Genomic DNA, 25,831 nt, shown 5'->3' with positions numbered 1-25,831 from the left:
TTTGCTATGGGAAAGAAAATGGTTTCCACGATAAAGAAATGCAGAGCTACTGTTTGTTCCATCATTTTGGTGTGGTCTAGTTGTGGAGCGGATACCACCGGAAACACTCTCGAAGATGAGGCCGAAGCGCAGGAGGTACTGTCCAAGATGGCCATTACCGCTGAGGTTGACCCGCAATCCGCAACCGTGACTTTGCCCGCTGATCGCTATGCGCACTTTTTCCCGGGGGAACTGGCTCGCTTGGAGGATGCGCAAGTCATTGCCAAGTACGGTTGTGACCGTGTGGAGTACTACTACAACGGGGATTCCGAAAATCCGTCTCCCCATGGTTTTATTGCGGACGCTAGTAAAGCCGCAGCCCGCGAGAACGGTATGTTCAACCGCTTCGGACCGTGGACGGAAGAGATGGCGCAACGTTTTGCTTACACTGACCCGACAACACTTGAAAATCAGGTCTATTTCGGTTTGATTCCACCCCCGCCTGGGTTTTTGGAAGAACAGTTCCAACGTGAAATGGCTAAACCTGGTGGCTATATTGGCCTGGAGTGTGAAAAGAAGCTAGACCCAGAGGTGTTTTCGCGGGGGAGGCTGGATTCTTTGCGACCCCCGGAAAGCAGGGAGTTGATGTTTGGCAATCTAATGCCCGAGTTGCGTAAAACAGCCGAGTTCAAGGAGGCCTTGGCTGACCTTAAGCAGTGTTACCGGGAAAATGGCTTGACTGTGAAAAAAGCTAAGGATGAGAGTCCTACCCACACCGTGATAGATGGTGCCAATCGTCTTAAAATAAACAATAAGCAGATAGATTTGGCTCGGAAGGATGTCCAGTGCAAAACCAAGGTGGACTTCGTGAACCGAGTGGCGCAAGAGGCCGCGAAAATACAGGTATCCCGATTTGCCAAACATCACCAGAAGCTGGTCGCCTGGCGTGCCGAGGTAGACAAGGCTCTGGCCAAGGCTGATGAGGTCATTGCCTCGCACCCGAATATGCTCAGGGCTCGCTAAGCCCACAAATATGGCACACAGGTTTGGGGCGGGAACCATGGTTCCCGCCCCAAACCTCGCTTGAATCATGAAAGCTGTTTCTGTGTGTCACTTGAGAACGACATCTTGGTGAGCGGCGATGTATTCCTCGGCTTTCTTGATATTTTCGTCAACTTTGGCGCGCCAAGCCGTAAACTCCTTAATATTTTTCTTGATAATCGGCGCCTGGAGTTTGGCGGCCTCCTGGGCGACACGATTTACGAAGTCTACTTTGGTTTTACACTGCACATCCTTTAAAGCTAGGGTAATCTGTTTCTCATTATTTTTCCTGTAATCGGCACCTACTATCTCGGTATAGGTGTTCTTACCATCCTTTTTTTCTTCTAAGCGGATACCAACTTCCTGATAACACTGTTTCAAATCCTCTAAGGCCTTCTTATAATTGCTGTTGTTTGCAAGTTTTTTCAGAATCGCATCAAAATCCAATTCCTGAGCGGCAGGAGACCGCAGTTTATATAGTTCTTGCTGATTAAACGGCTTAGCATCTTTGGAATTATCACATTTGGTGGTAACAGTATCTAATGTTTCTAAACTCAACTTATCGAACGGGTCAGTTTTTTTGCTAAAACCAGACGGCATGGGAATATATCCATTATACACTTGATCAGCAATTGTCCCAGGTCTTGTATACGCGAAACGATTAGCCATCTCCTCTGTCCATGGGCCGAGCTCGTTAAACATAGCGTATTCTCGAGCATCCGCGATTCCTAAGCGAGGAACTGGATAGTCTATGCCAATAGAACGTGCGCAAACGGCACGTGCAACCACGAAAGCATCCCCTATCCGGCCTTCCTCGCTATCGGTCAATCTGGAGAATCGATCTCCGGGAAGTTCAACGGTTGATTCTTTTGGATTAACCTTTGCTTTCATGTCAATTTCTGATAGTGATTGTTCAACAGCCTTGCCCGATAGGTTGCTGTTATCTACATTACTGTTGTTAGCCGGAGAGCTATCGCTACACCCCGCTAACAACAGTAATGTGCAAATTACAAGTAATGTTCTTGACTTTTGCATCGAACTCGCCAATTTCAGCACTTATCGAACAGGATGTAGCTTATACGGTTTTCCCAATTCTCGATCCAATTTTTCCCGTACCCTGCACCGTTACTTAGATTTGGGTCTTGATAGTTGCGACCGTGTTGTTGGCTGTCCAGAATAAAGAATGCTCCAGATGGGCTTGGGCTGTCATAGAATCTTGTAATTCTGCATTTACTTCCGTTAGCGGCTGCCGATGAGGCTTTGTTGTTCATGCCGTCAGGTGTAACCTGCTCATGGTTGCTCTGGAACCAATATCTTCCGTTGTAGTGTTTGTTCTGCCAGATGCAGGCGTAGCCTACTGGGCAGCCTGAGTATTGTCGAATGGCGATGCCGTCTTCGGCAGGTACGACAGTCTCATCACTTGGGTCGGTTGTTGTTGTGTCTTTGGACTGTTCTTCAACGGGGTTGAACACAGTGAGGTTGTCTTCGGTTGGTTCATCAACCGCAGTTGCTGCTGGCGCGCCCAGCAGGGATAGGCTGATGGCAGCGATAGTTGTCATCCCAAAAGAGATGACTTTGTTGTTCATTACTGTTCCTTTCTTTCGATATCTTTTGCGACTTTCTGTCGCTAAAACCCATCGTAAACGAGCCGAAAATCCCGAAACTAGAGGTAAAATTACCCAATTTTAGATATCAACCATGTAATCCCAGGTGGTGCCCTATTTATAACTTTGCGAAGCGGCGTGCGCCCGCGTTTCGCCCCTAAATTCCTGTCCTGAATAAACCAAAACGCTTTATAACCTGTTGCGTTGACCTCACTTCGTATTCAATTTGTCCCATTGGGGAAGCTAAATACTTGGGGTAAAGGCAAGATTTGTAATTGATGCGAACAGGAAGCCCCTCGGGTTATAGTCCGTACCCTGGAATTGCGCAATGGAGGGCTTGCGAATTGCCGGGGATTCCCTAACCCGAAACCGGGGGATGCGTTCAGGGAAAATGCCGGAAATGCAAATGGCACCTCATGAACCCGAAAGAACAAACAGCCAGGTCAAACCCACTTAAGCCCCCGCGACCACCGGGGCTACCCCCTGAAGACTGCGGAAACCCAAGCGTCACGGTTGCATGATGCCTCTATAAAAAGTATCTTGAAATCGAGATAAATTTGGTAAGGAACAAACCAGGAGGTCACCCCATGGCTAGCTTAAACAGCTTCAACTCCCGCAAAACCCTGCAGGTAGGCGCAAAATCTTACGAGATTTTTTCGCTAGCCGCAGTGGACGGGCTGCAGAAACTGCCCTATGCGCTGCGAATCCTGGCCGAAAACCTGTTGCGCACCGAAGACGGCGCCAATATCACCGCCGCACAAATCCAAGCCCTGGCCAACTGGGACGCCAACGCCGAACCCAGCCAGGAAATCCAGTTCACTCCCGCGCGTGTCGTGATGCAAGACTTTACCGGGGTGCCCTGCGTAGTGGATTTGGCAACCATGCGCGAAGCCGTAAAAACACTCGGCGGAGACCCCAAGAAAATCAACCCACTCGCCCCGGCCGAGATGGTTATCGACCACTCGGTACAGATTGACTATTTCGGACGCGGCGATGCCCTGCGCCTGAATACCGACAAAGAATACGAACGCAATGTGGAACGCTACAAATTCCTGCGCTGGGGGCAGGGCGCTTTCAACAACTTCCGGGTGGTGCCACCGGGAACCGGGATTATTCACCAGGTGAATATCGAATACCTGGCGCGCACCGTATTCACCAAGGAACTGCCTGACGGCACCGTCCAGGCCTATCCCGACACCTGCGTGGGCACAGATTCCCACACCACCATGGTTAACGGCCTGGGGGTACTGGGCTGGGGTGTGGGCGGTATCGAGGCCGAAGCGGCAATGCTGGGACAACCCGTATCCATGCTGATACCGCGCGTAGTCGGGTTCAAACTGAAAGGCACGATTCCCGCCGCAGCCACTGCCACCGATGTGGTACTGACGATTACCCAGATGTTGCGTGAACACGGCGTGGTCGGGAAATTCGTGGAATTCTATGGCGATGGCGTTTCTCAGGTGCCACTGGCGAACCGTGCCACTATCGGTAATATGTCGCCTGAATTCGGTTCCACCGCCGCGATTTTCCCCATCGACCAGGTTACCGTGGACTATCTGCGTTTGACCGGGCGCGACAGCGAGCGCGTGGCCTTGGTGGAAGCCTATGCCAAGGAACAGGGCTTGTGGCATGACCCTAGCTTCGAGCCGAAGTATTCCGAATACTTGGAACTTGACCTTTCCACGGTGGTTCCCTCAATCGCTGGTCCCAAACGCCCTCAAGACCGGATTCTGCTCTCAGAGGCGAAAGGTGCTTTCGAGAAAACCTTGGTACCGGCCTATGCCTCGGCGCCGCATCGTAAAGTCGAAGTGACCTTAGCCGATGGCACCCAAACCGACTTGGATAACGGGCGGGTGGTGATTGCCTCTATCACCTCTTGCACCAACACCTCCAACCCTTCGGTGATGATGGCGGCCGGCCTGTTGGCTCGCAACGCCCGCGCCAAGGGCCTGAATTCCAAGCCGTGGGTGAAAACCTCGGTGGCACCCGGCTCGCAAGTGGTGACGAACTATTTTGACAAGGCCGGACTGTGGGAGCCGCTCAATGAACTGGGATTTAATCTGGTGGGATATGGCTGTGCGACATGCATTGGGAACTCCGGGCCACTGCCGGCGGAAATCTCTAAGGCCATTAACGACAATGATTTGGCGGTGTGCGCGGTGCTCTCGGGCAACCGTAACTTCGAGGGGCGTATCAGCCCCGATGTGAAAATGAACTACTTGGCTTCCCCGCCGCTTGTGGTGGCCTACGCCTTGGCCGGTTCGATGGATTTCGATTTTGAGACGGAGCCCCTGGGGCAAGATCAAGCGGGTAAAGACGTGTTTCTGCGCGATATTTGGCCCGACCCCACCGAGGTGCAGCGCACGATTGACGACACGATTGACCGCGAGATGTATCTGCAGGATTATGCGAATGTCTTTGCTGGTGATGAACGCTGGCAAAGCCTGCCCACGCCCCAGGGGGATCGTTTCACCTGGGATGACGCTTCCACCTATGTGCGCAAAGCCCCGTTCTTTGACGGGATGAAACTGGAGCCGGAGCCCGTGACCGATATCAAAGGGGCGCGGGTGTTGTTGAAACTGGGGGATTCAGTAACCACTGACCACATTTCGCCGGCCGGGGCTTTCAAGCCGGAAACCCCCGCCGGGCAGTATCTGGGGGCGCACGGCGTGGCACACCGTGATTTCAACTCCTATGGGTCGCGCCGCGGTAATCACGAGGTAATGATGCGCGGCACTTTTGCCAATATCCGTATCAAAAACCAGTTGCTTGACGGGGTAGAAGGCGGTTTCACCCGTGATTTTACCCAGCCAGGCGCCCCGCAAGCCTATGTGTATGATGCGGCGATGCACTATCAGGCGGCAGGGATTCCGCTGGTGGTTTTGGGTGGTAAAGAATACGGTTCGGGATCTTCGCGTGACTGGGCGGCGAAGGGCACGCGCTTGTTGGGCGTAAAAGCGGTTATTGCCGAGTCTTTTGAGCGGATTCACCGTTCAAACTTGATTGGGATGGGAATTATGCCACTGCAGTTCCCGGCCGGGGAATCTGCCGACTCCCTGGGCTTGGATGGAACTGAGTCCATCGATATCACCGGGATTACCGCATTAAACCAGGGCATTACCCCGAAAACGCTGGCGGTGGTGGCCACGAAGGCTGATGGTTCGCAGGTTGCCTTTGACGCGGTGGTACGCATTGATACTCCTGGCGAAGCTGATTACTATCGCCACGATGGGATTTTGCGTTATGTGTTGCGTAATCTGGTGACGGCATAGGTGGAAGTCGCCGTGGTTTTCGCGGTGACATTGGCGGTTTTGCTCACTTTGGTTTCGGCTTCATGAGGTGCCATCCGTAATCTTTGGCGATAGTTAATTTATCCAGGCTGGCCACCCATTAGAATAGTATGGATTACTTTCTAAGGGGGAGTTTTGCCTAAGTGTAACCAGCCGAAACCGGAGAAATGCCAGTCTGACTCACAGGCTTCCGAATTTCCAGATTTGCGGATTCTGCCTACGATTACAACTCCGCATGATCTGCGGAGTCTAAACCATCAGGAGCTCAACCGGCTCGCTGGCGAGATTCGCCGTTTTTTGGTGCAATCGGTGGCGCAAACCGGGGGACACCTAGGCCCGAACCTGGGGGTGGTGGAATTGACCATTGCCCTGCACCGGATTTTCGATGTGAACCGCGATACCTTTGTTTTCGATACGGGACACCAGGCCTATGTACACAAACTGTTGACTGGACGCCAGGATTTTTCGTTGCTGCGTCAACGCGGGGGGTTGTCAGGATATCCGTCTCGGGCGGAATCCGAGACTGATGTGGTCGAGAACTCTCACGCCTCTGCCTCGCTGGCTTGGGCGGATGGAATTATGAAAGCCAATCGTTTGGCGCATCGCCCCGGTTGGGTGGTGGCGGTTATCGGTGACGGAGCCATGACTGGGGGGATGGCTTGGGAGGCTTTGAATAATATTGCGGATGAAAATGAGGGGCGGTTGTTAATTGTTTTGAATGACAATGGGCGTTCTTACGCGCCGACTATTGGGGGTTTAGCGCACCACCTGGATGCCTTGCGGGTCACTCCGTTGTACGACAAAACTCTGAGCTGGGGCAAAAAAACGCTGCGACGCGGCGGGGTTATCGGGAATTTTCTCTATTCGGGTTTACATGCGGCTAAAGCCGGGTTGCGTGATTGGTTTTCCCCCGAGAGCGGGCCGTTATTCGACGAAATTGGGATTACTTACACCGGTCCGGTTGACGGGCACGACATTGCTGCCCTCGAATTTTCCTTTACACGCCTTTTGGCTTCCCGTAAACCCGTGTTGGTGCATGTGATTACCCAAAAGGGGCGTGGTTATAGTCCAGCGGAGCAAAACATTTCGGATCATTTCCATGCTATCGGCCGTATCCACCCTGAAACTGGGCTGCCGATTGAACCTAAGCGTTTCGAGTGGACGGGTGTTTTTGCCGATGAAATTGTGCACCTGGCGAAGCGGGATGAAAAAATCGTGGCGCTTACGGCTGCGATGCTGCAACCCGTAGGTTTGTTGCCGTTTAAAAAGGCCTTTCCAAATCGGGTTTTCGATGTGGGGATTGCCGAGGCTGACGCGATGGCGACGGCCGCCGGGCTGGCCTACGGGGGATTCCACCCGGTTTTCGCGGTGTATTCGACGTTTATGAACCGAGCCTATGATCAGCTGTTGCTGGATGTGGCTTTGCACCATGCCGGAGTGACTATCGTGGAAGACCGCGCGGGTGTGACCGGTTCGGACGGGGCGAGTCACAACGGGATGTGGGATATTGCCTTGGCGGCAACCGTGCCGGGTTTGCACCTGGCGGCTCCCCGCGACGAGGCTACCTTGCGAGACGAGTTGGGCGAAGCGGTATTGGTGGACAATGCGCCGACTCTGGTGCGCTACCCGAAGGGTTCCCTGCCCGAGCCGATTCCGGCGTTGCGCCGCGAGGGCAGCCTTGATGTGCTGTGGGAGTCCCCAGATTTTGTGATTGGGGATGTGGTTTCGGGGCTGGTGGCAGGGGAGTCTGTGTCGGCTGATGCGGTGTCATGCGCAAGCGCTACTGAGATTACTGCCGGTGGTGTTGCTAATGCCACTAATACCGAGGTCATCTCCCCGCGCCAACGGATGCTGCTGGTCGCTACCGGGGCTTTCGCGCCCCTGGGGATTACGGCTGGCCAGATGCTGGCCACAGATTTCGAAACCATGGTGGTTGACCCGCGTTGGCTGCTGCCGATTAGCGCTGATTTGCGCCGGATAGCCCCGGATTTTGATTGGGTGGTTACTTTGGAAGATGGCCTGGTTGAGGGCGGTTTTGGCTCGCAACTGCGCGATAGCTTGACGGCGGCAGGTTGTTTCGTGCCGGTGCTCAGCTATGGCATCCCCAAACGCTTTTTGGAACACGCCACCCGCGCCGAGATTTTAGCCGAGCTGGGGTTGACCCCGGATTCACTAGTTGCCTCCCTGAAATCCCGCACCCACGTAGAGTCGCGTTCGCCCTTACTTTGAAATCCTGTCCTACGTGCGACGATTAAGATTTTAGAGTAGAACTCTGAGCGTGCGACTTATAGGGATTGAGTGCTAAGATACTAAAAAATTCCAGTAAATCGAGTTAAAGAACGCTGTTTCGTAGACATGACATAGTTAGAGGCGTACGATAAAGGGGAATTCAGTGTAGATTCACAAGGAGGAAAGTGACATGATTAAACACATGCTACGCAACACAGCAGTCGGAGTATCGGTCACACTATTGGCGTTGTCTTGGGTTCCGATAGCGTGTGCGACAGGGTTAGGCGCAAATGTTCCAGACACTATAGTCCAAACTAAGGCAGCAATACTTGATGATAACAGTGTGCGTGACTTCGTTAATTTTCATCGCGACTTAGATACACCAAACGATATTGTCAATAAGCTGGTTGATAAGCTCAAAAATGGAATATTACCTAAAAGTATGAATAAAGAAAAGCCTGTTGATGTATATCAGACTTTTATGGCAAATCAAACCCTGAGAGTGAGTACGTTTTCCGATGGTTCCAAATCGCTTGAAACCTATCCTTTTCAAAATCTCAGCTCTGACATCAGGACAGTGTTACCGAAACAGGTACCTATTCACAGTATGATGCTTCGTGATTCAATGAATCTTTCGTGTCAGAGTCGTCAGGGAGGAAATGGTTGGGTGGCTGGAATAGGGTGCACCGGAACTGTTAGTAACGGAATGATTTCCTTTAGGGTTACTTTTGACTATCAAGGGTTACAGGGGTACGGTTCAACTATAAGCCGTCCTGCATACCCTCACATTCAGGGAGCGATGTCCTGCACGCCTCCTACGTTGTATGGCTATAAACAAATGGAAGATTCTGACGGCCCAGCTTATTTGAACTATCAGACGCAGTGTACTTTTGCTGGATATCTTTCAGAAACTCACTATCCCCAAGTAACGAATTCTCACGGTTCTATTAGAATGCAGCTGTGACAGTGGGGAGGTGCGAAATGAGTCTGAATTCTCCGGTATCACCAGCTCCACCTTCCGATATGGGGCTGACATATGTTTTTTCTCAAATTCTAGGTTTTGGTTTTCTTTTTATTCTGGTTATCATATTACTGTGGATGATATTTTCTACATACTTCACATACAAGTTCCATAAAGAGGTCATCAGTTCCTTGACAGAAATAAAGCTCCTTTTGCGCCGGGCAAACATTGACGCGAATGGCTCTAACCTCGCGAAAGAATTGATGAAACGTGAGTCGAGTGATGTTAACTCTGAAACCGGATGATAATTTTTGCATGCCAATAATGTAGGCGAGTTGACTGAATGCTCAACTCGCCTACACTTATTTCACTGACCAGGCGTCGATGGGAGGCTGGTCGGTGTCTGGTTCGAAGCCCAGTTCCGTGGGGGTTTCCGGAATCCGGTCAGTCAAGAAATACTTATCGCGGTTATCGGCATGAGCCTTTACTACTTTGCGGAAGGCACCGAGTTCAAAGAATAGACAGTTGGTGAAAGGATTGCGACGCTTGGCAACAATAACCCACACCCACCACACGAATAACCCTAGATTAAAGAGGAAAGCAGCCCAACAACAGATAATGTTCGCCACTGGATTCATCGTCGCATAGTTAGTCATCGAAGAAGGGATAACCAACAGTTCGGGCAGAATATTGTTGGCTGCAATCCAAAACATCAGGGTAAAACAACGGAACCAAATCCACTGTCCCTTAGCCCAAGTAAAAGCCGGAACTGTACAGGCCAAGAGTAAAGCCAGCGTGCAATACCAAGTGTAGTCCGCCAGCGAGTTGTACAAGAACGCATGATTCCACAAATCATAGGCAATAATCCACGGCCAGGCCATATCCGCCCAAATTAAACCTTTTACCTTGACATCTTTCCGGGAAGTAATGAAAATCTTGCCTAATCCCGTAATTGTGATGATATTCAAGAAACCTGCTGCTGCACTCAACAGATTCCAATACCCGCCAATAGTGCGGAATCCCGTGGACGGGTCTATCCCGATGCCCTTGGCTGCGAACACCGCCGCCACATCCTGATACCACTGTGGGGAGAGCGGTTCGGAAGTAAGCCCCCGAGTCTCGGGCAAACCGTTAATCATCGACACCGCGCGAGCCGCATCAATGTCTTGCAAACACTGGGCATTAGACGCACACGCCAGATAAGAATCATTTTCAAAGAAAATCATGATGTCGCGGATATTAGCCTCGGTGATGTTCAGAGCCAATCCCACCCACAAAGCAAAACCCATCCAAAAGGCATAACGGTGGGCTTTCTCCGGGTGACGCTTCCCCCAGAACAGTAAAAACGCGGTCATGGTGGCGGTGGCAATCATAATCACGAACTTACCGAAGGGGAACCACCCCACCATGGGCACCCCGTGAATAATCACGTAGGGGGTAATCAACACCCCGCCCAGCGTCCAAATCGCGAAAGCCGTCCACACCCAACGTCGATTGATTTCCGCTATTAGCATCTGCAATCCAAATACGACTATCCAACACAGATAAACCCAGCCGGAACCGACTTCCCACATGAATCCCATGGTTATACCTCCCGAGAGCGTTCCGTCTGCTTTGACGGATATGGCGGTGCTGATGAAACACATTAGCCAAAAGTGTCACATCAGAGCTATTTCTTGGTTATTATAGACCCTGTGAAGTGGTCGTGGGGGCACTTTCTGGAACAAAGAAGTTTCCGCCTCACGCCGTACGCGAAACGGAGTGACAACAATGAAACTAGACTATCCAACACTGTTTTTCTTTGAAGTCGGCGAGTGGTGGGACTATGCCATGCTGGTCTTGGTTATCGCCGGTCTGGCGGTAACCGCGTGGCTAGCGATTCGCAGTAAATGGGTGGCGCTGGCGGTATTCATCGTGATTCCCGTGTGCCTGACGATTTTCTGGTGGCCGCACTCCACCGCTGGAACCAGTTCGGCGGGGTGGTTCCCCATCGTCAAACAGTACTCGGCGCTGATAGGTTCCCTTTCATTAGTCGCCTTGCAATATTTCCCGAAACTGCGCACCAAATACTGGTACCTGTGTATTCCGCCCCTGATTTTGTCGGTGAACATCCTGGAAGCCGTGATTCGTGATTTCCAATGCTACGGGCTGCACGGAGTTGACCCCAGTAATAACCTGATGACCGTGGGCGGACCGTGGAACATCATGAACGGTATCGCGGGCATCCTAAACCTGCTGATGATTTCCGGCTGGGCGGGGATTTATGTTTCTGCCCGCAAAAACCGCCAGATTATCTGGGGCGACCTGACGGTGGGCTGGATTATTGCCTATGATGTGTGGAATGTGGCCTATGTGTACAACTGCTTGGCGGATCGAGCCTGGTATTCGGGGGTGGCCTTGCTGCTGTCCTGCACCATCCCGGCCTTCCTATCCTTCGGGAAAGGTGCCTGGATTCAGTACCGCGCCTATACTCTGACCTTCTGGTCGGCGATAGTACTCACCTTCCCGCATTTCATGCACGATTCCATGTTTGCGCATCGCTCAGCGCATAACCCCACCGCCTTGTTCATTATTTCAGCCATGGCCTTGGCAATTAACCTGGTAGTTTTTGTAATCCACATCCATCGTATTATCAGCACCAAACGCAATCCCTTCCGGCAAGAAGTCTATGCTGACACCAGGGAAAACCTAGCCATCGCTCGTAACAATGCCAGCGAATTCGACCGTCAGCGCATCAATAAGTCCTTGGGGAAAGAACTACTCTGAGCGTAAGGCTTTGACCAACCCATCCAACAGGTGTTCAATCTGCCAAGGACGAGCCTCCGAGGCTTGCAGTACCTCCAAGACTTGCGGCTCGGGAGCATTATCCGGCAAAACCCAGGCCAAACGGCGGGTAGTGCGGGAATCCAGCATGACTTCACTGTGAACATTTAGCTCGGCGGCAATCTGGATTACCACGTCGCGTAAACGGTGCCAACGCTCGGCTTCCTGGGGGTGATTATGTGCGAAATTCCTAGCATCGGGAACCGCACCGCGAACGCGGGGGGCACGTTTTGATGGCAACTCATGAACCGGCAACTTATAGGAACGCGACAACGCGGCGTACCACGTATCCGCACGCTCCCGTCCCACCCGGTCGTTACGAAACGCCTCTATCGAATTCATGTAGCGCTTGCCGCGAGGTAAAGCCACCGCCAAAGCAATTAAGGCCGGATTGGAAAGCACCTTGGTCGGAGCAAGATTCTCGGCGGCACAGATTTTCTCGCGGGTCTGCCACAACTCGCGCAACGCCGCCAAATTACGCGGTGAATATACCTTGCCCGAACCGGGAACATGGCGCCACGGGTCGGGCTTTGGAGCGGGGGGCTCGAAGTACAGTAAATGTTCGAACTCCTGTTCCGCCCAGTCATCCTTGCCGGCTTCGCCGAGTTGCAACCACAAAGCCTGGCGTAAGTCAACCAGAAACTCGACATCCAAAGCGGCGTATTCCAACCAACTTTGCGGCAAGGGTCGCGTCGACCAGTCAGCGGCGGAATGTTCCTTTTCCAACATGATTCCCAAAACCTGCTCGGTTAAGGAACCCAGGCCAAAACGCTCGAAATTCAACAATTTTGCGGCCAACTCCGTGTCGAATAACAGTTTGGGTCGCATCCCAATCTCGGCTAGCCACGGCATATCCGTAGTGGCATCATGCAAAATCCACTCGGCCTTGCCAATCGCCGCGCCGAGAGGCTCCAAATCGGGGAAAGCCGTGGGATCAATCAGAAAAGTCCCCGTGTCTTCCCGGCGTAGCTGTACCAGATAGGCACCCTGGAAATATCGGAAAGCCCCGGCTCGTTCGGTGTCCAAAGCCACCGACCCGCTGCCCGCCGCCACCAGTTCGCAAACCCGCGCCAAAGCCGGGGGAGTGTTTACCACGCCCTCCAAGGGCTCTTGGGGGTGCTTCACCAAACGATAGGAACGGTTGGAAGCTGACTCGCGAGTCGAGGATGAATGTTCGGATTTCGATACTAAGTCTTTGGTCATAACCAGTTAATCGTATCTTGCCTGGCTGTTCAGCGGTATTTGCCGCTCTGGAAGCGGCTGGGAAGGGATACTGAATTAAAGAAGTCGGGGAATCCGAGTTGAATCCGGGAAAACGGATGGCACCTCATGAAACGGAAATCCCTTAGAGACTACGCAAGCCGACCACGTTTTCCTCTGGAGAAAAACCTGTGGACTGCAGTAAAGTGTCCACCCACGCCAGAAAATGCGCCGATAAATCATAGGAAGTCGGTGTCCACGAGGCGCGAATCTCGAGACTAGCGGAAGTGCCACGCAAAGAATCACCCGAGAAAGAACGATTAATCGTAGCGGTAGCCGTGCCTACCAGGTGAGAATAATGCGCCTCGCGCCCCGCCAAAGCATCGCGCAACCAAGACCAAGCCACCTCACCAGCCAGCGGATCTTCCCCCAAATTCAACTCGGTTTCGGATGCCACCAGGGCAACCACCCGAAACTGGCCGCCCCAACCGGGCTGTTCCTGGGGGTCAAAGAGCAATACCAGCCGACCGACAGCTGGAGTCTCTGCCGCGACATGCAGCGCTGTTTCCCCACTGATAGCGGCCGCGAAAGGAGCGATTTCCTTGGGCGCGGGAACCTCGTGAACCGAGACATGCGCTGGGATTTGGGCGTGAGCCTCGCGCAAAGACAGCAAAGCTAGCTCCCAGGCGGGGGGTAGCTTAGCATTGGTCATGAGTTCACTCTATTGAGCGCTTTGAGCTAATTCCCTTTCCCACGCCGCAAACTTGGCGGAATTGCGTGGTGCGGGCGTGGCGGCGCCGTGCAGAGTCGGGTTCATGAGGCGCGGCGGGACACAGGCGTAAACTCACAAGTCGTCGGCTTCGACGGGAGAACCCAAAACCACCATGGAACGCGACTTTACCGTGATGGATTTCGGGGAACCAATATGCAGTCGGTTATCGAAACGGGTGCAAATTGGTTGTTCATTGTCCGCTGTGTCAATTAGCTGGTACCACTCAAAAGCGTGTGCCCACTGGGGCATAGTGAAATCAATGTCAGTCTCGGAGGCATTGAACATCAGAATGAAATCATCGTCCATCACACGTTCCCCGCGAATATCCGGTTCATCAATAGAATTCCCGTTCAGACAGATTGTCAATGCTTTCGCAAAAGCTGTGGTCCATTCTTCGTCGGTCATGTGTTCGCCGGTAACACTGAACCATTCGATATCCCCACGGTCAGATTCACCCCCGCGAGCCGCGTCCCCAGCCAGGAAACGGCGGCGTCGGAACACCGGGTGTTCGCGACGTAGTCGAATCAGTTTGCGGGTGAAATCGAACATTTTCTCGTCGCGTGCCTCGCGGCTCCAATCAATCCAGGTGATTTCATTGTCTTGGCAATACCCGTTGTTATTCCCGCTCTGGGTGCGTCCCAGCTCATCTCCGTGAGAAATCATCGGCACTCCCTGGGACAGCAACAAAGTCGTCAAGAAATTGTAGCGTTGGCGGCGGCGCAGCTCATTGATATTTTCGTCCTCGGTCGATCCCTCGGCACCGTGGTTCCAGGAACGGTTGTTATTGTCGCCGTCCGCGCCGCCTTCCCCGTTCGCTTCATTGTGTTTTCCGTTGTAGCTGACCAGGTCTAGCAGCGTGAACCCGTCGTGGGCGGTGACGAAGTTGATGGAAGCCACCGGCAGGCGCCCGGTGTGAGCGTAGAGATCTGCCGAACCCGAAAAACGTGAGGCAAATTCCCCGAGTTTCGCCGGTTCTCCGCGCCAATAATCGCGAATCGTGTCGCGGTATTTCCCGTTCCATTCCGACCACAGAATCGGGAAACCGCCGACGTTATAGCCCCCTTCGCCCACGTCCCAGGGTTCGGCAATCAACTTGACGCGTGAAATTATCGGGTCTTGGTGGATGATGTCGAAAAATGCCGAAAGCTTGTCCACCGAGCTGAGTTCACGTGCCAAGGTCGAGGCTAAATCGAAACGGAAACCATCGACGTGCATCTCGGTAATCCAGTAACGTAGCGAATCCATAATTAGCTGCAGCACTTGCGGTGAGCGCATGAACAGGGAGTTTCCAGTTCCGGTGGTGTCAAAGTAATGCGCCTTGTCGCCCTCGACCAGGCGATAGTATTCCTCGTTGTCGATGCCTCTAAAGGACAGAGTGGGGCCGAGGTGGTTACCTTCGGCGGTGTGGTTGTAAACAACATCCAGAATTACTTCTATCCCCGCCGAATGTAGGTTTTTTACCATTTGTTTAAATTCTTCGACTTGATTGTCGGTTTGTGGTTCCGAGCAATACGCGTTGTGCGGGGCAAAATATCCGATAGTGTTGTATCCCCAATAGTTAGTCAGTCCTTTTTCTTGCAGTGAGGGATCGGTGACGAACTGGTGTATCGGCATCAGCTCCAGAGCGTTGATTCCCAGGTGTTGCAGATATTCGATGTTTTTGGGGTGTCCAATTCCGGCGTAAGTGCCGCGCAGTCGCTCGGGTATGGCGGGGTTTAGCATGGTCATGCCCTTGACATGGGTTTCATAAATCACCAACTCGGGGTATTCCAGGCCGGGATGACGGTCGTTTCCCCAGTCGAAGAAAGGATTAATTACCACCGAGTGCATGGTGTGCGTGGCGGAATCGTCGTTGTTGTAGCCGTCGGGATTTCCGGGTGGATAAGCGAAAATCGACATGTCTCCGTCTAGGTCGCCCGCGATGGCCTTGGCATAGGGATCCAAAAGCAGTTTGCTGGGGTTGAAACGTTTGCCATTGGCGGGGTCATAAGATCCGTAAACCCGGTAACCGTAGTGTTGTCCGGGCCGCAGATTCGGCACGTAGCCGTGCCATACGTGCCCGTCGATTTCGGTTAGCTCCAGGCGATTCATCTCCAGTCCGTCGTCGTCAACGAGACACAGCTCTACCTTTTTGGCATTCGCCGAGTAGAGCGCGAAATTGGTGCCAGATCCGTCATAAGTGGCACCGAGGGGATAGGGTTTTCCAGGCCAGATTTCCATACGTCTAGCTTCTCACACTTTCCGTCGTTGCGGGTGGTTGCGGGTGTGGCGGTATTCTCGGGTTCATGAGGGGCTTGCCAAAATCCAGGTTCTATCACCCCATCGAAAGCCTTTGAATCCACCAGAATCTGGCTTCAGTGTTGACGCCAGATTCTGGTGGATTCGCGTCGAATCAACCGCATAGGTATTTTTTGAATAGCGTGTTTCGCCCCCGGATTAGGGTCATGGATTTTTTCTAGGAGGCGTTTTACGGCCACGCGGGCGATAGTTTCTTGCGGGATTTCAAGAGTTGAGAGGGTAGGAAGAGCCAATAGGCCGTTTTGCGGTTCACCCACCCCTAAGATGGCCACGCTTTGCAATGCACTAGGATCCTTTTCACGAAGCGCTCGGATGAAGCCCACGGCGGCAAGGTTTCCGAAGACCAATACGTTACTCAACGCACGCCGTTCCCAGTGTCGCAACACCTTGTACCCCGAATTAACGCTATTGGTCACCCCGTTAATTACCTGCATGTCGAGTTTGTATTTTTTGCTCAGCTTCGACACCGTATCCATACATTCATCAGTCACCCAGCTTTGCCCTTCGGCGTGCATGACAGTGAAGCGGGAGTCGGGTTGTGACCGCAGAAACGTGATGATTTCGCTGATGCTCTGTTTGACATCGGGAATCACCACGTCGTATTTGGAAGTCTCGCGGTTTAACCACACAAGCGGATGATGTTCTACAAAGGCATTGAGTTCGACTTTCGTTTTTTCGCTGTCTATCAAGAATCCATCCACATGCTTGAGGAAGGTTTGGCAGGATGTGCCCAGTTCTCCCAACGGAGAGTTCGCATCCAAGAAAATCAGTTGATATCCAGATTCGGTCGCGCTGGCTTTGAGTGCTGAAATCAGGGCTGTGTTGCCCATGTCGATTACGACTCCGAAGCGTTTGGTCAGAGGGGCGCTGCGGTGACATCTCGCGTCATCTTCGCTGATGTATCCCATTTCGCGAGCCACTCGAAAGACATGTTCGGCAGTGAGAGGATTGGTTCTTCCGGGACGGTTCAGTGCCCGGGACACGGTTGAGGTGGCCACATGAGCCGCTTTGGCGACATCCTTCATGGTTACTCGTTTGGCTGGCGGTTTTTCTAGGGTTTCGTTATTCACACGCAATCCTTACAGTTTCCTGAATATCTTATATGAAAATCCTGTACAGTTTGTCAGAACAATCAACATTATATGTCAACTTGATGCCAAAATTTCAAGTTTCCGGAAAATTTTGCTTTGACCGGGTTGATGAGGTAATCTTATGGAGCCTTGGGCCATTAGCGCAGCGGTAGCGCGCTTCCTTCACACGGAAGAGGTCACTGGTTCGATCCCAGTATGGCCCACCCAGTTTTCCCTTGATTCTTCAAAATTCCAGATTAAATGGAGCCATCATAACCAGCATGGTAGGTAGCACTGGCTACTAAATCAGCTTTGAAGCTGATGATAGTATTCAGCACTCTAGAGTTAACTCAACAACAGTCTTAGACTGAAGGTGTGGAACTGAACAAGAATACTCTAGAAAAAGTGCTGGAACTCATTAAAGAACTGCCGACTTCCTCGAAAGTAAGCGCTCTGGCGGCGTTGGGAACCTCGGGAACTTTGATAGCAGCGGGACATACCGCTGCTGGCATGTGGAAGGTTTACCAGGAGGTCTCGGCACATCGCTGGTTTTGGGAAGACCACGTTATCACTGGGCTGGCAAAACTCCGCGAACTCGGGATGTGGGAAAACCCAGCAGGGATGAATCCTGCCTTTGATATGTTGAGTGTTGGGGCGCTGCGACACCAAAAGCGCAGCGGATGGTATTCCAACAAGCCCCTCATGAACCCAAACCTTACCCTGGCACGACCCGCAAAAATAGAAGGAGCACCGCCATTTATCTATGTAGCCCTGGGTGATTCGGCAGCTCAGGGAGTGGGATGCGAGGATGTGCGAGATTCCTACGTGGCATTGCTGGCCTCGTATTTGCGCCGTGCCACCAGACGACGGGTGATAGTGCTGAATCTTTCCATTTCCGGTGCCATTTCTTCTACTGTAACTGGCACGGAGCTGCCTAGACTATTGACGCTGGGGGTTAAACCTGATTTGATTACCCTTGATATTGGGGGAAACGATACCTTTGCTGATGATGCTGAAATTCCCGCAGAACTTTTCGAAAAAAATCTAGAAATTATTTGCCGCTACTTGCCGGTTCCCACCCTTATCGCCGAAGTTCCTGCCGTTACACCACTGCCGCGAGACAGACGCGCCGTGGAATTAAATGAGGCCTTGAAAGCGGCCGTAGAGGGCTCGCCGCACATCGTGGTTCCCATCCGTAAACTCGGGGAAGTTCCGTTGTGGCGGATTTTGTCGATTCGTGCCGAAGATGGGTTCCATCCCAATGTGGATGGTTATCGCGGGGCGGCCTTGGAATTCGCACGCGCCTCCGAGACACTGCTCAAAGAACGCGACCTGTGGCAAGACACTGCCGACGATTTGTATTCCTAAGCGACGAAAACATAAATGAAGGCGGGCATGGCGTTGGTGGGCGATACAGGGCTCGAACCTGCGACCTCTCCCGTGTGGAAGGAAACAATGCGGCTCGCAGCAAAAGCCACGAGCCGCATTTCCTTTTCATTTCTGCCAAGAGCTGTAACAGTGATATTTAGCCACTGTTCTTAGCTGTCGTATTACGTCGACCCTAAGTCACTGCTGATGGTGCAGTTTGAACGCAAGCTCAGCCAAATGCACGCCATGAGTTAGGAACTCATGCGTACGACACACGTAATCATTGTCGCGACCAAGTTTTGCGATATAACCGTTGATGTAATCAACTTCCGTTTCACGACCACGGCTCATGTCCTGGTACATGGAAGGATAGTGCAAAGGACATGCCACACGACTCACGTAGTCGATAGCTTCCAGTTCCTGTTGGCGAGTATTAACCATCCTAATTCCAGCGCGATCGCACACGTCGTAAGCTTCGTTAATAAGCTGACGAGCCATATCCATCGCACCAGGGTAAGAAATAAACTGACCCATTTGAATCTGGTACATTGTGCACAAAGTATTAATCACAGAATTAAAAACCACTTTTGCCATGCATGTACCCTTAAAATCTTCTGTAATAGTAGGATTCAAACCGGCGGCTTTAAAATCATCTCGCATAGCAAGTTCAACCTCACTAACTTGCTCGTTCAATGCGCACATATTCATAGTGCCTACGCCAGCTTTTCCAATAAAATCAACATCACCAGGCCCATTCAAAACCGTTGCAATCAGGGCAGTTCCGCCGTAAATACGATCATCTGAAAAATACTGCTGCAACTTTTCAAAGTGACCCCATCCGTTCATGGCGGAAAACACAATCTGGTGGTTTTTAAACAAGTGCTTGCACCGCTGCAACATATCTGCAAGCTGCATCTGTTTCATAAACACAATCCAGACATCTGGATTGCCATCGTAATCCTCAGGAGTATACATGCGAATCGGCACCAAATGGCGGTTTTCATGGTCTCGGCTCACCATCACGCCACCCTGTTCACGCACCTTGTTCACGTTTTCATCCCAAGCGTCAATGAAATCAACATGAATGCCAGCCGTTTCCTGCAACAAAACGCCATAGCGATATCCCATAGCTCCCGAACCAATCATTGCATATTTCATGCCACTCATAGTGACACCTCCTTTTGAATAAAAACTGCACTCAGGCGATACTCGTATTTACGCGAATTACGTCAAAGCGATTATGGATATGGCAAAAAGCAGCAAGACAGTATGCGGTTACTAACCAAACGGCCAACTGCTTTTTGGTTTTACAGCATGTTACACATTTTTGGAAGAATATCAAAATTTAGTTATCCATGATTTGAAAATTTCGCAGCACTTGTGTAACTCTTCTTCAGGCACCGAGGGGATAACTTTCGAATGAGGAGCAATTCGCGAATCCCGCAGCATGCCTCCGATGCGCATCGTCGAGTCCTGGGTGTATTGTGAGTGCGGTACCAGTGAATTCAACTCATAGGCAGGTGCCAGATGAAAGCTGTCGAAGTGGTCTGAGGCTGTTTGCTTTTGTGGGATGCCAGTTTTTGTACAGCAATCATGAGGGTTCGAGGGGTGCTTCGGGGTGTCTGCGGGGAGTGTTTCGTGTGCGATGAAAGGGGCGTTTTCGTTGGTATAGCGGATAAAACCGTTGGTGGGCGATACAGGACTCGAACCTGCGACCTCTTCCGTGTCAAGGAAACGCGCTAACCAGCTGCGCCAACCGCCCGTCGAAGTGGGTACCGGATTCGAACCGGTGTATACGGCTTTGCAGGCCGCTGCCTAGCCACTCGGCCAACCCACCAGAAAAGAAACGCGCCGAACCAGCAGCTGCGACGCTTTTCCGGAGCGGATGACGGGACTCGAACCCGCGACATTCACCTTGGCAAGGTGACGCTCTACCAACTGAGCCACATCCGCGATGCCTGCCGTATCGAAACCGGCTTGAACATATTACACATAAAAACGCTCTGGACGCAAATAAACAGCAATTTCCGCAAAATTTAGCGCTTTGTGGCATGTCGGAACACTTTGGGCGCAAACGGGTAAGATATGTAAAGATAAAAACTCTTAGTGAAAGGCGCACAGTGAGCATCAGCGTTGTGATTGACGGCAAGGCAACAACCATTGCAGAAGACCAAACCGGGCAAGATATTTACCGTGACCGCAAGGAAGTGATTGCCTGCTTCATCAACGGTGAACCTCGGGATTTGTATCGTAATCTCCACGAAGGAGACGCCCTAGAAGCCATCACCATAGACTCGGAAATGGGACTGAATATCCTAAGACACTCTGCCACCCACGTCATGGCGCAAGCTGTGAAACAGGTACGTCCCGATGTGAAATACGGCATTGGTCCCTTCATTGAAAACGGGTTCTACTACGATTTCGGGGTTGCGCAACCCTTCACACCCGAAGATCTCAAGGAAATTGAAAAATACATGGCGCGTATCTGTAAGGAAGACCAGCGTTTTGTGCGCCGTGCCGTGACCGAGGACGAGGCTCGCCAGGAACTAGCCGACCAGCCTTACAAACTGGAACTGATTGGCTTGAAGGGAGGCTCTGATGAAGACAACGACCAAGCTGCCGCTGGCGCTTCAGTGGAAGTCGGGGGAGCCGAACTGACAATCTATGACAATGTGCGTAAAAATGGGGAAACCGCGTGGAAAGACCTGTGTCGCGGTCCGCATATTCCCTCCACCCGGTTACTTAGCGGTGCGTTCAAACTGCTGAAAGTCTCGGCAGCTTATTGGCGTGGCGACCAGAAGAACGACTCGCTCCAGCGGATTTATGGTACCGCCTGGCCTACAAAAGAAGAGCTCAAGGCCTATGTCACTCGCCTAGAGGAAGCCGAAAAACGTGACCACCGCCGCTTGGGTACGGAGCTTGATTTGTTCAGCTTCCCCGAAGAAATCGGTTCTGGACTGCCAGTATTTCACCCTAAAGGGGCATTGGTGCGCATGGAGATGGAAAATTATTCCCGCCAGCGCCATCTGGAAGAAGGTTATTCCTTCGTTTCTACGCCTCATGTAACCAAGGGACAATTGTTTGAAACTTCAGGACACCTGTCATGGTACAAGGAAGGTATGTTCCCCGCCATGCATCTTGACGAGGAACGCGATGCCCAGGGCAATGTCACCAAGGAAGGCGCGGATTACTATCTGAAGCCGATGAATTGCCCGATGCATAACTTGATTTTCAAATCCCGCACGCGATCCTATCGTGAGCTGCCACTGCGTTTGTTCGAGTTCGGTACGGTGTATCGCTACGAGAAATCCGGGGTGGTGCACGGGCTAACTCGGGCGCGCGGTTTCACCCAAGACGACTCGCACATTTACTGCACCCGCGACCAGATGAAGGACGAACTGACAAAACTGTTAACTTTCGTGTTGGATTTGTTGAAGGACTATGGATTGGACGATTTTTATCTGGAGCTATCCACCAAAAATCCCCAAAAATTCGTCGGCAGCGACGAGGTTTGGGAAGAAGCCACCCGCACCCTGCAGGAAGTTGCCGAGGCTTCCGGACTGGAACTGCGCCCCGACCCGGAAGGCGCGGCCTTTTATGGGCCAAAAATTTCGGTGCAGGCACGCGACGCGATTGGCCGCACCTGGCAGATGTCCACCATTCAGCTCGACTTTAACCTGCCGGAACGCTTCGAGTTGGAATACACGGCCGCCGATGGCTCGCGCCAACGCCCGGTGATGATTCACCGCGCTTTGTTCGGCTCTATCGAGCGTTTCTTTGGGGTATTAACCGAGCACTACGCTGGGGCGTTTCCAGCGTGGCTTGCACCCGTCCAGGTGCGTCTGGTGCCAGTGGCGGATACTTTCAACGCGTATTGCGAGGACGTAGCCAAACAGCTGCGTGCCGAAAACGTCCGGGTCGAAATCGACGAGAGCGACGACCGTTTTGGTAAGAAAATCCGTAACGCTGCCAAAGACAAGATTCCATTCACCCTGATTGTAGGTGGCGAAGATGCAGAACACGGCGCGGTTTCTTTCCGTTACCGTGGTGGTGAACAGAAAAATGGCGTGAAAATCTCTGCAGCCATCCAAGAAATCACGGAAACCATTCGCAGCCGAAAGAATCACTGAAATGCATGTCGAACCGGAAAGCAGCCGCGGTTTTGGTGATGAGCCCGACGGGTTTGACCGACTGTGGACCCCACACCGTATGGTGTACATCGATAACGGGTCGCGACGCGACCAGGAAGCCTGTCCTTTTTGCGAGGCGCCGAAAAAAACGGATGAGGAAGCCCTGATTGTTTATCGCGGCCAGACCTGCTTCGTGATTATGAACCTGTTTCCCTACAATGCCGGACACGTCTTGGTATTGCCATACCGTCACATTCCCGATTACACGGATTTGACCTTCGAGGAGCGCATCGAGTTTGGGGAAATTACCGCCCATGCCATGCAGGTTATCCGGGAGACGAAAAATCCCCACGGTTTCAATCTGGGAATGAACCAGGGCGCGGTGGCCGGTGCTGGTATTGCCGGCCACCTGCACCAACACGTAGTGCCGCGGTGGAGAGGGGACGCGAATTTCTTTCCTATCGTGGCTAAAACTAAAGCTGTGCCGGAGTTACTGGGGCAAACCCGGGAACTCTTAGCCCAGGGATTCTCCGGATACCAGGCAAAGAGTCGCTAGTTTGGCTGGCGCCTCATGAAAAGAAACTAAAATGTCAAAAACGAAAATCCACAAAACCAACGCGATGCGAGAACTGGATGAAGCCGGGGTGTCCTACGAAATGTCCTCGTATCCCACTGACGGCGAGATTGGCGCTGTTCACACCGCTCAGTTGCTGGGCGTCAGCCCGGAAGTGATTTATAAAACTCTGGTGCTAGAGGACGGCAACGGCGGGCATTTCGTAGCGGTTATCGCGGCTCAGGCCGAGCTGGATTTAAAGAAAACTGCGGCGCATTTCGGGGTGAAGCATGTCGGCCTGATTAATTGGAAAACCCTGCGTGAGGTGACGGGATACATTCGCGGGGGGTGTTCGCCCTTAGCGATGAAAAAGCTTTTCCCTACGGTGATTGACGAAAACGCGGTTCTGCAGGAACGAATTTACGTGTCCGCCGGGGTGCGCGGCACCCAGATTGTGGTGTCGCCTTCGGATTTAGCACGGGTGGTGGGTGCGGACTTTGCCGCCGTGGTGCAACAGTGATTCCGCCGTTTGCGCTTTTTGCCACGGCTTCATGAGATGATATTTACTGCCCAGTGGCTTCGCATCGCGCCGCCCAGCCAAATTCACCAAGTCAAATCGGAGAAAATTTGCCCGCAAGCCCAAAAAAGGGGCACTATGGAACCTGGAAGTGACTCGTAGAGAAAGAGAACAAATGACTGAAACAAAAGCAGAGGGTGTTGGTACTGACCTGGTGAAACGCGGTATGGCGCAAATGCTCAAGGGCGGGGTGATTATGGATGTGGTTACCGCCGAACAAGCCAAAATCGCCGAGGATGCCGGTGCGGTAGCGGTAATGGCGCTGGAGCGGGTTCCGGCCGATATTCGCGCCGAAGGCGGGGTGGCTCGCATGAGCGACCCGGATTTGATTGACAGCATTATTAATGCGGTGTCTATTCCGGTTATGGCCAAGGCTCGTATTGGTCACTTTGCAGAGGCACAGGTGTTGCAAAGCCTGGGAGTGGACTATATTGATGAATCCGAGGTTTTGACCCCGGCGGATTACGAAAACCACATCAACAAGTGGGATTTCACGGTGCCTTTCGTGTGCGGTGCCACCAACCTAGGCGAGGCGCTACGTCGCATCAGTGAAGGTGCGGCTATGATTCGTTCCAAAGGCGAGGCAGGCACTGGTGATGTGTCTAATGCGGTGACGCATATGCGTACCATGACTTCGGAAATCAATCGCCTGGCTTCGATGCGACCTGACGAGGTTTTCCACGCAGCTAAGGAACTGCAAGCGCCCTATCCGCTGGTGAAGGAAGTTGCGGAAACCGGGAAGCTGCCGGTGGTGTTGTTCACTGCTGGCGGAATCGCCACTCCGGCTGATGCGGCTCTAATGATGCAGCTGGGAGCGGAAGGCGTGTTTGTGGGATCCGGGATTTTCAAATCCGGTGATCCGGCGAAACGGGCGGCAGCGATTGTCAAAGCCACCGCGCGTTTCAACGAGCCTGAGCTGGTTGCCGAGGTCTCCCGGTCGTTGGGTGAGGCTATGGTGGGTATTAATGTTCATGACTTGCCCGCCGCCCAGCACCTTGAAAACCGGGGTTGGTAGGCTCAAATAAATCTTAAGGATACGGGCGCTGCGTTTTCAAGAACGTGGCGCTCGCATCCAGTTAACACGATTCATAAAGAAGGATGCTAATGGCTAATCAGAAGTTTCGGGTGGGAGTGCTGGGGCTGCAAGGTTCAGTAATCGAGCATATTCAGGCATTACATGAACTGGGTGCCACACCCGTAGAGGTGAAACTGTCGAAACATCTTGAAGACCTGGATGGATTGATTATTCCGGGTGGAGAATCCACTACGATGTACAAGCTAGCTCACGCTTTTGATGTGTTTGAGGCGCTGAAGACCTTTGTGCATTCCGGGCGAGCCGTGTATGGGTCATGCGCCGGGATGATTATGCTCGCTGACCATATTCTTGACGGGATTGAGGGTCAGGAGACTCTGGGCGGTTTGGACGTGACAGTGCGACGCAATGCATTCGGCCGCCAAGTGGACTCTGCCGCTAGTCATGTAAATCCTGGGGAATTCGGGGGTGACACCCCGTTGCCCGCTGTGTTTATCCGCGCCCCGTGGGTGGAGTCGGTTGGTTCCAAGGTTCAGGTGCTCGCCACTTGGCAACAGACTCCAGAGTCGTCGCCTCGCGCAGTAGCAGTGCGTCAGGGTTCGCTGCTGGCTACGTCTTTTCATCCCGAGGTTACCAGTGACCGGCGGGTACATCGGTATTTTTTGGATATGGTTGCCGACTACGTCCAGTAATTTTTTGTGGATTCATGAGGTGCCATCCCGGTAGCTGGCTAAATACCCAAAGTGGTGGGGGCGGACTTAGCAAACCACCACGTCTACGTCTAGCAGCAGTACCTGAGTGGGGTCAATTGCTTCGGAGCCTGGGAAATCCACGACCTTGCCGGTATTGGCGACATGTTTTATCAAGGCGGGAATATCGGTTTCCGAACCGATGATTGGCAAA

22 protein-coding genes and 4 tRNA genes are annotated in these 25,831 nt (G+C 52.5%); 14 read left to right on the top strand and 12 right to left on the bottom strand.

Annotated elements, in window-relative coordinates:
• Positions 1-6: 6 nt before the first annotated feature.
• On the top strand, positions 7-1,002 hold the full coding sequence (locus HMPREF0577_RS04220) for a hypothetical protein (protein ID WP_004012450.1): 996 nt from the start codon (positions 7-9) through the stop codon (positions 1,000-1,002).
• Between the two features lie 87 nt (positions 1,003-1,089).
• Here the strand turns inward: HMPREF0577_RS04220 and HMPREF0577_RS04215 are convergent, their stop codons facing one another.
• Both HMPREF0577_RS04215 and HMPREF0577_RS04210 read right to left on the bottom strand, forming a co-directional pair.
• Positions 1,090-1,911 carry a hypothetical protein gene (locus HMPREF0577_RS04215; RefSeq protein WP_004012449.1) on the bottom strand — a complete coding sequence of 274 codons (822 nt, stop codon included), beginning with the start codon at positions 1,909-1,911 and terminating at the stop codon, positions 1,090-1,092.
• A gap of 158 nt (positions 1,912-2,069) precedes the next feature.
• A complete protein-coding gene (locus tag HMPREF0577_RS04210) occupies positions 2,070-2,606 on the bottom strand; it encodes a peptidase inhibitor family I36 protein (protein WP_004012448.1) in 537 nt (178 codons plus the stop codon).
• A 346-nt stretch (positions 2,607-2,952) separates the two neighbouring features.
• Here HMPREF0577_RS04210 and HMPREF0577_RS11975 point away from each other — a divergent pair, with 346 nt between their 5' ends.
• The 5 genes from HMPREF0577_RS11975 (at position 2,953) to HMPREF0577_RS04190 (ending at position 9,409) form a co-directional block, all read left to right on the top strand.
• Positions 2,953-3,081 carry a hypothetical protein gene (locus HMPREF0577_RS11975; protein WP_004012447.1) on the top strand — a complete coding sequence of 43 codons (129 nt, stop codon included), beginning with the start codon at positions 2,953-2,955 and terminating at the stop codon, positions 3,079-3,081.
• A 130-nt stretch (positions 3,082-3,211) separates the two neighbouring features.
• Positions 3,212-5,896: an aconitate hydratase AcnA gene (gene acnA, locus HMPREF0577_RS04205; RefSeq protein ID WP_004012446.1), complete on the top strand. Its 2,685-nt coding sequence runs from the start codon at positions 3,212-3,214 to the stop codon at positions 5,894-5,896.
• A gap of 153 nt (positions 5,897-6,049) precedes the next feature.
• Positions 6,050-8,143: a 1-deoxy-D-xylulose-5-phosphate synthase gene (dxs, locus tag HMPREF0577_RS04200; RefSeq protein WP_004012445.1), complete on the top strand. Its 2,094-nt coding sequence runs from the start codon at positions 6,050-6,052 to the stop codon at positions 8,141-8,143.
• A gap of 190 nt (positions 8,144-8,333) precedes the next feature.
• Entirely contained in the window at positions 8,334-9,107 is a 774-nt protein-coding gene (locus tag HMPREF0577_RS04195; RefSeq protein ID WP_004012444.1) for a hypothetical protein, read from the top strand.
• Positions 9,108-9,124: 17 nt separating this feature from the next.
• The gene (locus HMPREF0577_RS04190; protein WP_244854353.1) at positions 9,125-9,409 is read left to right on the top strand and encodes a MerR family transcriptional regulator; all 285 of its coding nucleotides are present in this window, start codon (positions 9,125-9,127) and stop codon (positions 9,407-9,409) included.
• A gap of 57 nt (positions 9,410-9,466) precedes the next feature.
• Here the strand turns inward: HMPREF0577_RS04190 and HMPREF0577_RS04185 are convergent, their stop codons facing one another.
• Entirely contained in the window at positions 9,467-10,687 is a 1,221-nt protein-coding gene (locus tag HMPREF0577_RS04185) for a DUF5692 family protein (RefSeq protein WP_004014968.1), read from the bottom strand.
• Positions 10,688-10,874: 187 nt separating this feature from the next.
• On the opposite strand from HMPREF0577_RS04185, the gene HMPREF0577_RS04180 reads away from it, so the two are divergent.
• Positions 10,875-11,870 (top strand): DUF5692 family protein, encoded by a 996-nt coding sequence (locus HMPREF0577_RS04180; RefSeq protein WP_004012441.1) that lies wholly within the window; start codon positions 10,875-10,877, stop codon positions 11,868-11,870.
• On the opposite strand, the gene HMPREF0577_RS04175 is transcribed toward HMPREF0577_RS04180, so the two are convergent.
• The 4 genes from HMPREF0577_RS04175 to HMPREF0577_RS04160 all read right to left on the bottom strand — a co-directional run bounded on the left by HMPREF0577_RS04175 (position 11,862) and on the right by HMPREF0577_RS04160 (position 17,267).
• Positions 11,862-13,130 (bottom strand): HRDC domain-containing protein, encoded by a 1,269-nt coding sequence (locus tag HMPREF0577_RS04175; RefSeq protein ID WP_004014970.1) that lies wholly within the window; start codon positions 13,128-13,130, stop codon positions 11,862-11,864. The two genes, HMPREF0577_RS04180 and HMPREF0577_RS04175, sit on opposite strands and share 9 nt — an antisense overlap.
• A 142-nt stretch (positions 13,131-13,272) precedes the next feature.
• A complete protein-coding gene (locus tag HMPREF0577_RS04170) occupies positions 13,273-13,839 on the bottom strand; it encodes a DUF3000 family protein (RefSeq protein WP_004012439.1) in 567 nt (188 codons plus the stop codon).
• A gap of 132 nt (positions 13,840-13,971) precedes the next feature.
• Positions 13,972-16,119 (bottom strand): glycogen debranching protein GlgX, encoded by a 2,148-nt coding sequence (glgX, locus tag HMPREF0577_RS04165; RefSeq protein ID WP_004012436.1) that lies wholly within the window; start codon positions 16,117-16,119, stop codon positions 13,972-13,974.
• A 134-nt stretch (positions 16,120-16,253) separates the two neighbouring features.
• Positions 16,254-17,267, bottom strand: a complete 1,014-nt coding sequence (locus HMPREF0577_RS04160) for a LacI family DNA-binding transcriptional regulator (protein ID WP_004014972.1) — start codon at positions 17,265-17,267, stop codon at positions 16,254-16,256.
• 152 nt (positions 17,268-17,419) lie between these two features.
• Here HMPREF0577_RS04160 and HMPREF0577_RS04155 point away from each other — a divergent pair.
• Positions 17,420-17,491 (top strand) — tRNA-Val (locus tag HMPREF0577_RS04155).
• Between the two features lie 151 nt (positions 17,492-17,642).
• Complete coding sequence (locus tag HMPREF0577_RS04150; protein WP_004012433.1) at positions 17,643-18,635, top strand: SGNH/GDSL hydrolase family protein; 993 nt, start codon at positions 17,643-17,645, stop codon at positions 18,633-18,635.
• A 198-nt stretch (positions 18,636-18,833) separates the two neighbouring features.
• On the opposite strand, the gene HMPREF0577_RS04145 is transcribed toward HMPREF0577_RS04150, so the two are convergent.
• The 4 genes from HMPREF0577_RS04145 to HMPREF0577_RS04130 form a co-directional block, all read right to left on the bottom strand.
• Complete coding sequence (locus tag HMPREF0577_RS04145) at positions 18,834-19,802, bottom strand: ketopantoate reductase family protein (RefSeq protein ID WP_004012432.1); 969 nt, start codon at positions 19,800-19,802, stop codon at positions 18,834-18,836.
• 518 nt (positions 19,803-20,320) lie between these two features.
• Positions 20,321-20,397 (bottom strand) — tRNA-Val (locus tag HMPREF0577_RS04140).
• Positions 20,398-20,401: 4 nt separating this feature from the next.
• Positions 20,402-20,472, bottom strand: a tRNA-Cys gene (locus HMPREF0577_RS04135).
• A gap of 43 nt (positions 20,473-20,515) precedes the next feature.
• Positions 20,516-20,588: transfer RNA gene (locus HMPREF0577_RS04130), tRNA-Gly, on the bottom strand.
• 167 nt (positions 20,589-20,755) lie between these two features.
• On the opposite strand from HMPREF0577_RS04130, the gene thrS reads away from it, so the two are divergent.
• The 5 genes from thrS to pdxT all read left to right on the top strand — a co-directional run bounded on the left by thrS (position 20,756) and on the right by pdxT (position 25,620).
• Entirely contained in the window at positions 20,756-22,765 is a 2,010-nt protein-coding gene (gene thrS / locus HMPREF0577_RS04125; protein ID WP_004017871.1) for a threonine--tRNA ligase, read from the top strand.
• A 1-nt stretch (position 22,766) separates the two neighbouring features.
• Positions 22,767-23,321: an HIT family protein gene (locus HMPREF0577_RS04120; RefSeq protein ID WP_004012430.1), complete on the top strand. Its 555-nt coding sequence runs from the start codon at positions 22,767-22,769 to the stop codon at positions 23,319-23,321.
• A 31-nt stretch (positions 23,322-23,352) separates the two neighbouring features.
• Entirely contained in the window at positions 23,353-23,838 is a 486-nt protein-coding gene (ybaK, locus tag HMPREF0577_RS04115; protein ID WP_004012429.1) for a Cys-tRNA(Pro) deacylase, read from the top strand.
• Between the two features lie 172 nt (positions 23,839-24,010).
• Complete coding sequence (gene pdxS / locus HMPREF0577_RS04110) at positions 24,011-24,910, top strand: pyridoxal 5'-phosphate synthase lyase subunit PdxS (RefSeq protein WP_004012427.1); 900 nt, start codon at positions 24,011-24,013, stop codon at positions 24,908-24,910.
• A gap of 83 nt (positions 24,911-24,993) precedes the next feature.
• Positions 24,994-25,620, top strand: coding sequence for a pyridoxal 5'-phosphate synthase glutaminase subunit PdxT (gene pdxT / locus HMPREF0577_RS04105; protein ID WP_004012426.1), 627 nt, complete (start codon positions 24,994-24,996; stop codon positions 25,618-25,620).
• A 66-nt stretch (positions 25,621-25,686) separates the two neighbouring features.
• On the opposite strand, the gene HMPREF0577_RS04100 is transcribed toward pdxT, so the two are convergent.
• Entirely contained in the window at positions 25,687-25,830 is a 144-nt protein-coding gene (locus HMPREF0577_RS04100) for a hypothetical protein (RefSeq protein WP_004012425.1), read from the bottom strand.
• Position 25,831: the final 1 nt, after the last annotated feature.

The organism is Mobiluncus mulieris ATCC 35243, assembly GCF_000160615.1.
GTDB classification, from domain to species: domain Bacteria; phylum Actinomycetota; class Actinomycetes; order Actinomycetales; family Actinomycetaceae; genus Mobiluncus; species Mobiluncus mulieris.
The sequence above is the reverse complement of the archived record's forward strand: the minus strand, read 5'-3'. Positions and strand labels throughout refer to the sequence as shown.

What these genes read in the sequence shown, in the direction of transcription:
- HMPREF0577_RS04220 (WP_004012450.1), top strand. Translation starts at nt 7, where the DNA reads ATGGGAAAGAAAATGGTTTCCACGATAAAGAAATGCAGAGCTACTGTT.
- HMPREF0577_RS04215 (WP_004012449.1), bottom strand. Translation starts at nt 1,911, where the DNA reads ATGAAAGCAAAGGTTAATCCAAAAGAATCAACCGTTGAACTTCCCGGA.
- HMPREF0577_RS04210 (WP_004012448.1), bottom strand. Translation starts at nt 2,606, where the DNA reads ATGAACAACAAAGTCATCTCTTTTGGGATGACAACTATCGCTGCCATC.
- HMPREF0577_RS11975 (WP_004012447.1), top strand. Translation starts at nt 2,953, where the DNA reads ATGGAGGGCTTGCGAATTGCCGGGGATTCCCTAACCCGAAACCGGGGG.
- acnA (WP_004012446.1), top strand. Translation starts at nt 3,212, where the DNA reads ATGGCTAGCTTAAACAGCTTCAACTCCCGCAAAACCCTGCAGGTAGGC.
- HMPREF0577_RS04195 (WP_004012444.1), top strand. Translation starts at nt 8,334, where the DNA reads ATGATTAAACACATGCTACGCAACACAGCAGTCGGAGTATCGGTCACA.
- HMPREF0577_RS04190 (WP_244854353.1), top strand. Translation starts at nt 9,125, where the DNA reads ATGAGTCTGAATTCTCCGGTATCACCAGCTCCACCTTCCGATATGGGG.
- HMPREF0577_RS04185 (WP_004014968.1), bottom strand. Translation starts at nt 10,687, where the DNA reads ATGGGATTCATGTGGGAAGTCGGTTCCGGCTGGGTTTATCTGTGTTGG.
- HMPREF0577_RS04180 (WP_004012441.1), top strand. Translation starts at nt 10,875, where the DNA reads ATGAAACTAGACTATCCAACACTGTTTTTCTTTGAAGTCGGCGAGTGG.
- HMPREF0577_RS04175 (WP_004014970.1), bottom strand. Translation starts at nt 13,130, where the DNA reads ATGACCAAAGACTTAGTATCGAAATCCGAACATTCATCCTCGACTCGC.
- HMPREF0577_RS04170 (WP_004012439.1), bottom strand. Translation starts at nt 13,839, where the DNA reads ATGACCAATGCTAAGCTACCCCCCGCCTGGGAGCTAGCTTTGCTGTCT.
- glgX (WP_004012436.1), bottom strand. Translation starts at nt 16,119, where the DNA reads ATGGAAATCTGGCCTGGAAAACCCTATCCCCTCGGTGCCACTTATGAC.
- HMPREF0577_RS04145 (WP_004012432.1), bottom strand. Translation starts at nt 19,802, where the DNA reads ATGAGTGGCATGAAATATGCAATGATTGGTTCGGGAGCTATGGGATAT.
- HMPREF0577_RS04120 (WP_004012430.1), top strand. Translation starts at nt 22,767, where the DNA reads ATGCATGTCGAACCGGAAAGCAGCCGCGGTTTTGGTGATGAGCCCGAC.
- ybaK (WP_004012429.1), top strand. Translation starts at nt 23,353, where the DNA reads ATGTCAAAAACGAAAATCCACAAAACCAACGCGATGCGAGAACTGGAT.
- pdxS (WP_004012427.1), top strand. Translation starts at nt 24,011, where the DNA reads ATGACTGAAACAAAAGCAGAGGGTGTTGGTACTGACCTGGTGAAACGC.
- pdxT (WP_004012426.1), top strand. Translation starts at nt 24,994, where the DNA reads ATGCTAATGGCTAATCAGAAGTTTCGGGTGGGAGTGCTGGGGCTGCAA.